A 7,341-nucleotide genomic window follows, 5' to 3' on the forward strand; every position below is an offset into this window, starting at 1 on the left:
CAGCAGGACATTGTCGGCGGACCACCTCGGGGTCACGCAGGAGCGCGGCAGGATGCTGACGCCGAGGCCGGCCTCGATGCCGGAGAGGACCGCGTCGACGCTGCCGACGCTGACCGAGCGGTCGAGCCGGACGCCGGCCGGTCGGAAGAAGGTCGAATATTCCATGCCCTCCTCGATCACGATCGAGGAACAGACATAGGTCTGGTTGGCGAAATCCCTGGCGCCGAGCGCCGCCTTCGAGCGCAGGGCGTGAGTGACTGGCAGGACGGCGACAAGCTCGTCTTCGTAAAGCGTCAGGGATCGCAGCGAGCGCGGGATCGAGGCGCTGCAGCTGAGCGCGATATCGACCTTCGCCGTCTGCAGCGCCGAGAAGGGCAGGGCCATGGCATCGGCCACCAGCTCGATTGGCGGCGTCTCCGGCTGTTTTCGGGCCTCGGCCAGGAAGCCCGCCAGCCAGTGATGGGCGTTATGCGCATGAAAGCCGATCCGGACCGCGGCCTGGCGCCCGGTCTGGAAGCGGAGCAGGTCGGATTCCGCGCGATCGACCTGATCCAGCACCGAACGGCCGGTGCTCAGGAGCTGCTGGCCGAGCGCCGTCAGGCGCAGGCGGTTGCCGACACGCTCGGCGAAGCCGACGCCGAAGCGGCGCTCCGCCTCGCGCAACTGATGGCTCAGCGCCGACTGGGTCAGGCCCAGCGACTGGGCGGCCGCCGTCAAGCTGCGCTGCTCGTCGAGCGCGACCAGGATGCGCAGCATGGGGATGGTGAGCTTGCCGGTCAGGGGCCGGTCCTTCCGCGCCTTGTCATGTGTCGATTATGAGGAAAGCTCATGGGTTTTGCCAAAACTTTGCGTTGGCCCCAGGGCGCCCTCCGGACGTTCACTGGCTGTAACGAGCGACACTGGAGCGGCCAATGCGAGGCTGCAACAGGCCGCCCCAGCCCGTGAAGGTTCCTCATGGATGCCGAACCCCAGACCACCCGACGCTCGCAACGCCGCCGCAGCGGCGATGCCGCCCCGAGCCTGCATCAGCTGCCCTGGCAGCTGGTGACCAATCCCTATCCGCCGATGGCAATCATCTCGGCGGACCAGCTCGAATCCATCCACGAAGCCTCGCTGCAGGTCCTGCAGGAGATCGGCACCCGCGTCCTCCTGCGCGAGGCGCGCGAGATCTATCGCGCGGGCGGCGCCACGGTCGATGACGGCACCATGCAGGTGCGCTTCGAGCGGGGGCTGATCGAGCAGGCACTCGCCACCGTGCCGTCCCAGTTCACGCTCCATGCGCGCAATCCCGACCGCAATGTCACGATGGGCGGCCGGCATGTGGTCTTCGCCACCACCGCCGGCACGCCCAATGTCAGCGATCTCGCGGGCGGGCGCCGGCCCGGCAATTTCCAGGATTACTGCAATCTGCTGAAGCTGGCGCAGAGCCTCAACATCGTCCATGTGAATGGCGGCTATGTGCCGGAGCCGATCGACATCCCGGTGCCGGTGCGCCATCTCAAGGCCGGCCAGGCGATGCTGACCTTGAGCGATAAGGCGCTCTGGGCCTTCACCTTTGCGCCGCAGCGCATGCGCGACACCTTCGAGATGGTCCGGATCGCGCGCGGCATCGACGAGAGCCGGATGCTGGCCGAGGCCAGCTTCTACACGGTCGTCAACACCAACTCGCCGCTCCAGCTCGACCAGGCGATGGCCTGGGGCGTCATCGAGATGGCGCGGCTGGGGCAGGCAGTCTGCATCACGCCCTTCACCTTGGCGGGCGCGATGGCGCCGGTTACGCTCGCGGGTGCCCTGGTGCAGCAGAACGCGGAGGCGCTGGGCGCCATCGTCCTGTCGCAGCTGGTCCGTAAAGGCGCGCCGCTGATCTATGGCGGCTTCACCTCGAATGTCGATATGCGCACCGGCTCACCCGCCTTCGGGACGCCCGAATATGTCCAAGGGGCCATCATCGGCGGTCAGCTGGCGCGGCGCTATTCGATCCCCTATCGCTCCTCGAACGTGAACGCCGCCAATACGGTCGACGCGCAGGCCACCTATGAAAGCGCCATGTCGATCTGGGGCGCCATGATGGGGGGCGTCAATCTGATGCTGCATGGCACCGGCTGGCTCGAGGGCGGTCTCACCGCTTCTTATGAGAAATACATCGTCGATGCCGAGATGCTGCAGACCATGTCGATGGTCATGCGGCCGCTCCAAGTGGACAAGGGCACGATGGCGCTCGACGCCATCCGCGATGTCGGACCCGGCGGCCATTTCTTCGGCACGGCCCATACGCTGGAGCGCTATCGCGAGGCCTTCTATACGCCGCTGCTCTCCGACTGGAGCAATTTCGAGCAATGGACCGCGGCGGGATCGGTCGATACCACCCAGCGCGCGCACCGGATCTGGAAGACGATGATCGCGCAGTATGAGCAGCCGGCGATGGACCCGGCCCGCGCCGAGGAACTCGAGGCCTTCGTCGACCGGCGCTGCCGCGAGGGCGGCGCCGACATCGAGTGATCAGCCCCGACCCGCGATCTTCAGGAACGCTGCGATATGCGCCGGCTTCGGATTCTGTCCCGTGAAGCTCTTCAGATAGGGCGCGAGATAGGAGTGGCGCTGGCGCAGCGACTCCTCGACACCCAGCGCGTAATAGCCGACTTGCGTGAAATAGAGCACGCGGGCGCGGATGAAGGCCTCCTTGGCCTCATAGCCATGACGCCGGAACAGCCGCGCAATGGCTGCGACCCGCTTGTCGTCCGCCTCCTGCACGATCCCGCGCAGCTTCGGCGAGCCCCGCGCCCAGTCGCGGATCGCGGAATCGAGCCGCGGATCGAACAGCCTGTCGTCGGTCCAGCATTCGAAGATATGGAGGATGCCCTGGTCGATCGAGCGGGAGGGCAGGCTCGCCCGTTCGACGATCGATTGCGTGTTCGTCGCCTGCCAGTGGCGCAGGAGCGCCGCCAGCAGATCCTCGCGGCGCTTGAAGTACCAATAGAAGCTCGAGCGCGACACCGACAGCTTGCGGGCCAGCGGCAGGATCTTCACCTGCTCGACCCCGCCCTCGATCAGGCTTTCCAGCGCCGCCTGGAGCCAGTCCCCGCGGCTCGCCTTGGTCTGCGGGTAGCTGCCCGAGGCCGGGGCCGTCCTGCGTTTCGTCCGTCTTTTCGTCATCGCCGGTTCCGCTCGATGGAAGCCGCGAGTCTAAGGCCTTCCGGCGCCGCCGGCCAGGGTCACTGTACAGCAGTGTCTAGACGTTCCGCAGGCGCCTGGATAGGCTTGGGGCTCGCATGAGGAGAGGGCAGAGGGCGTCATGAAATCCCATTATCGCGTGGTCGTTATTGGCGGCGGGGTCGTCGGCTGCTCGGTCCTCTATCACCTGGCGAAGCTGGGGTGGGCGGACATCGCGCTGATCGAGCGCAATGTCCTGACCTCGGGCTCGAGCTGGCACGCGGCCGGGGGCTTCCATGCGCTCAACGCGGATCCGAACATCGCGGCGCTCCAGGACTACACCATCAAGCTCTACAAGGAGATCCAGGCCGAATCCGGCCAGAATGTCGGGCTGCATATGACCGGCGGCGTCAATATGGCGAGCGCGCCGGAGCGCTGGGAATGGCTCAAGGCCGCCTACCGGATCTTCCAGACCATGGGGATCGAGACGGCGCGGCTGGTGACGCCCGACGAGATCAAGGCGATGTGCCCGATCGTCGATGTGTCGGATGTGTTGGGCGGGCTCTATGACGTCAATGAGGGCCATCTCGACACCTATGGCGCGGTCTATGCCTATGCCGGGGCGGCGCGCAAGCGCGGCGCCGAGATCTTCGAGCATAACCGCGTGCTGGAGCTTCACCCGCAGGCTGACCGGTCCTGGCAGATCGTGACCGAGCAGGGCACGGTCATGGCGCAGCATGTGGTCAATTGCGGCGGGCTCTGGGCCAAGCAGGTGGGGCTGATGGCCGGCATCGACCTGCCGGTGACGCCGATGGAGCATCATTATCTCGTCACCGAGACGATCCCCGAGATCGCGGCCATGGATCGCGAGCTGCCGCTGACGGTCGATCTCGAGGGCTTCACCTATATGCGCCAGGAGGGCAAGGGGCTGCTGCTCGGCATCTATGAGCAGAACACCAAACATTGGAACATGGAGGGCGCGCCCTGGGATTACGGCATCGAGCTGATCCAGGAGGATACCGACCGGATCGGGCCCGAGCTCGAGATGGGGTTCAAGCGCTTCCCCTGCCTGCTGCGGACCGGCATCAAGAAATGGGTCAATGGCGCCTTCACCTTCACGCCCGACGGGAATCCGCTGGTCGGCCCGGTCGAAGGCTTGCCGAACTACTGGGTCGCCTGCGGCGTGATGGCGGGATTCCTTCAGGGCGGCGGCGTGGGCTTGAGCCTGGCGCAATGGATGGTCGAGGGCGAGCCGGCGGCCGACATCTACGGCATGGATATCGCGCGCTACGGCAAGTTCGCCTCGAACCGCGCCTATCTGAAGCAGATGACGGCGCAGTTCTATTCGCGCCGCTTCGTCATGACCTATCCGAACGAGCAGCTGCCCGCCGGGCGGCCGCTCAAGATGACGCCCGCCTATGACGCCATGACCGTGCATGGCTGCCGCTGGGGCAACAGCTGGGGCCTGGAGGTGCCGATCTATTTCGCGCCCTCGAAAGGCTTCATCGAGAAGCCCACTCTCAAGCGCTCCAACGCGCATGACATCGTCGCGGCCGAATGCCGGCGCACGCGCGAAGGCGTGGGGCTGCTCGATACCTCCGCTTTCTCGCGCTATGAGGTGAGCGGCCCCAAGGCGCGAGAGTGGCTCGACCATGTGATGGCGTCGAAGATCCCGGGCCCGGGCCGTGCGGCGCTGGCGCCGATGCTCGCGCCCAGCGGCAAGCTCAAGGGCGATCTCACGGTCTTCAACTGGGGCGACGGCAGCTACTGGATCATGGGCTCCTATTACCTGCGTGCCTGGCATATGCGCTGGTTCGCGGGCCTGCTGCGCGACGGTGTCACGGTGCGTGACATCTCCGATGCCTGGGTCGGCTTCTCGCTGGCGGGGCCAAAATCGCGCGAGCTGCTGGCCAGTGTCGTCAGCAGCGCCGACGTTTCGAAATCGGCCTTCCGCTTCATGGCCTGCCGCGAGATGGATGTGGGTTTGAGCCGCGCCAGGGTCGGTCGGCTCTCGGTCGCGGGCGAGCTGGGATTCGAGATCAATGTGCCGGCAGCCGAGCATCTGGCGCTCTACCGCACCCTCAAGACGGCGGGCGAGGCCTTCGGCCTGCATGAATATGGCTTCAATGCGCTGCTCAGCCTGCGGATGGAGAAATCCTTCGGCATCTGGTCGCGCGAGTTCACCCAAGCCTATACGCCCGGCACGACCGGCTTCGATCGCTGGATCGCCTTCGACAAGGGCGACTTCGTCGGCCGCGATGCTGCCTTGCGGGAGCGCGAGGCGGGAGCGCCGAAGCAGAAGCTCGTGACACTCGATATCGCGGCCGAGGATGCCGACGCCACCGGCTATGAGCCGGTCTGGCACAAGGGCAAGCGGGTGGGATTCGTGACCTCGGGCGCCTACGGTCATTGCGTGGGCAAGAGTCTCGCCATGGCGCTGGTCGATCGCGCACATGCCGATGCCGGCACCGAGCTTTCGGTCCATGTCGTCGGTGTCGAGCGGCCCGCTAGAGTGATCGAGCCGTCGCCCTATGATCCCAAGGGCGAGGCAATGCGGGCCTAGGAGCGGGGACCCGCCAGTCGCAGGCCCGTCACCACCAGCAGGGTCGAGAGCGCCACCGTGATCGTGGCGATGGCACAGATCTCGGGCGTCACGCCCTGGCGCAGCATCGACCAGATCTGCATCGGCAGGGTGTTCTTGCTGCCGGTCAGGAGGAAGGTGATCGCCACCTCGTCGAAGCTGAGGGTGAAGACCAGGAGCGCACTGCCGAAGATGGCGCTGGCGATGTTGGGCAGCACGACCCAGCGGAAGGTCTCGAAACGGTCGGCGCCGAGATCGAGGCTCGCCTCCTCGAAGCTGCGGTCTAGCCGGCGCAGCTTGGCGGAGACCTGCGTCACCACCACCGGCAGCCAGGCCACGGAATGGCCGATGATGACGGTGACGAGCGAGAGTTGAAAATCCCAGCCCCGCAGGATGAGCAGGAGGGCCAGGCCGGTCACGAGCCCTGGAATCATCAGCGGCAGCAGGACCGCCCGCTCGAACAGCCGGACGCCAGGCAGATCGAGCCTCGCCACCACGAAGGCCGCCGGGATGCCGAGCAGCAGCGTCAGCGGCACGACGCCGGCGGCCACGATCAGGCTGTTGCGGATGGAATGGAGCAGCTCGCTGTCCGACCAGAGCAGCGCATACCAGCGCAGGCTCCAGCTCTCGATCGGGAACAGGAAGTTGCGCGGTTCGCTGAAGGAATAGAGCACCAGCATCACGATCGGCAGGTAGAGAAACAGCATGATCGCCCAGCCGCCCGCGGCGATCACGGCGCGGAGGCCGAGCGACCAGCGCAGCAGCGCCTGCATCATGCGCGTCGCTCCATCCGTGCCATCAGCAGGACGCTGGCGCCCACGATGGCGATGACGATGACGGCGAGCGCGCTACCGAAGGGCCAGTCGAAGCCCGCGCCGAACTGGCTGATGATGATGCCGGAGATCATGGCGCCGTTGGGCCCGCCCAAGAGGGCCGGCGCCACGAAATCGCCGAAGCTGAGGCAGAAGGTGAAGGTGGCGCCGGCGATGAGGCCGGGCAGGCTCAAGGGCAGGATCACGCGCCAGAAGGTCTCGAGCGGCGACTGGCCGAGATCGAGGCTGGCCTCGCCATATTCCTGGGGAATGCGTTCGAGCGCGGTGAAGACCGGCAGGGCCACGAAGGGGATGAAGATGTAGATGAGGCCGACGCAGAGGCTGAACTTGCTGAAGAGCAGGAAGGTCAGCGGATCGGAGGTGAGGCCGAAATGCTCGAGCGCGCTGTTGATGACGCCCTCGCGGCCCAGGATGATGCGCCAGATGAAGGCCCGCAGCAGGAAGCTGGTCCAGAGCGGAATGACGATGAGGAAATAGAGCAGCTGGCGCAGCCGGCCCGCATGGGCCATCAGATGGAGCGCCAGCAGATAGCCGAGGACCGACGAGAAGACCGTGACGATCAGCGCGATCTCGAGCGAATTGCCGATGACCGAGAGATAGAGCGGGTTTTCGAAGGCTCGCGCGTAATTGTCGAGGGTGAAGTCCCGGACGATGGCGTAGTTGTCGACCCGCCAGAAGCTGAAGCGGAAGACGTTGACGTAAGGCAGCAGGACGAAGATCAGGAAATAGGCCAAGGGCGGGATGAAGCAGAGCAGGAGCGGCAGGCGCGCGCGAAAC

The 7,341-nt window shown here is 66.0% G+C and carries 6 protein-coding genes; 2 read left to right on the forward strand and 4 right to left on the reverse strand.

Annotated elements, in window-relative coordinates; translation table 11 throughout:
* A partial coding sequence (locus ACREE8_RS09560; protein WP_431572756.1) for a LysR family transcriptional regulator occupies positions 1-756 on the reverse strand: 756 nt, incomplete at its 3' end.
* 198 nt (positions 757-954) lie between these two features.
* On the opposite strand from ACREE8_RS09560, the gene ACREE8_RS09565 reads away from it, so the two are divergent.
* Positions 955-2,499 carry a trimethylamine methyltransferase family protein gene (locus ACREE8_RS09565; RefSeq protein ID WP_431572757.1) on the forward strand — a complete coding sequence of 515 codons (1,545 nt, stop codon included), beginning with the start codon at positions 955-957 and terminating at the stop codon, positions 2,497-2,499.
* On the opposite strand, the gene ACREE8_RS09570 is transcribed toward ACREE8_RS09565, so the two are convergent.
* Positions 2,500-3,153 carry a TetR/AcrR family transcriptional regulator gene (locus ACREE8_RS09570; RefSeq protein ID WP_431572758.1) on the reverse strand — a complete coding sequence of 218 codons (654 nt, stop codon included), beginning with the start codon at positions 3,151-3,153 and terminating at the stop codon, positions 2,500-2,502.
* Between the two features lie 139 nt (positions 3,154-3,292).
* On the opposite strand from ACREE8_RS09570, the gene ACREE8_RS09575 reads away from it, so the two are divergent.
* A complete protein-coding gene (locus tag ACREE8_RS09575) occupies positions 3,293-5,713 on the forward strand; it encodes a GcvT family protein (RefSeq protein ID WP_431572759.1) in 2,421 nt (806 codons plus the stop codon).
* On the opposite strand, the gene ACREE8_RS09580 is transcribed toward ACREE8_RS09575, so the two are convergent.
* Both ACREE8_RS09580 and ACREE8_RS09585 read right to left on the reverse strand, forming a co-directional pair.
* Positions 5,710-6,507, reverse strand: a complete 798-nt coding sequence (locus ACREE8_RS09580) for an ABC transporter permease (protein ID WP_431572760.1) — start codon at positions 6,505-6,507, stop codon at positions 5,710-5,712. The two genes, ACREE8_RS09575 and ACREE8_RS09580, sit on opposite strands and share 4 nt — an antisense overlap.
* Positions 6,504-7,341: ABC transporter permease (locus ACREE8_RS09585; RefSeq protein ID WP_431572761.1), on the reverse strand; the 838-nt coding region annotated here is incomplete at its 5' end. The genes ACREE8_RS09585 and ACREE8_RS09580, both read right to left, overlap by 4 nt.

Origin of the sequence: Hypericibacter sp. (assembly GCF_050729195.1) — a bacterium.
Classification (GTDB): Bacteria; Pseudomonadota; Alphaproteobacteria; order Dongiales; family Dongiaceae; genus Hypericibacter.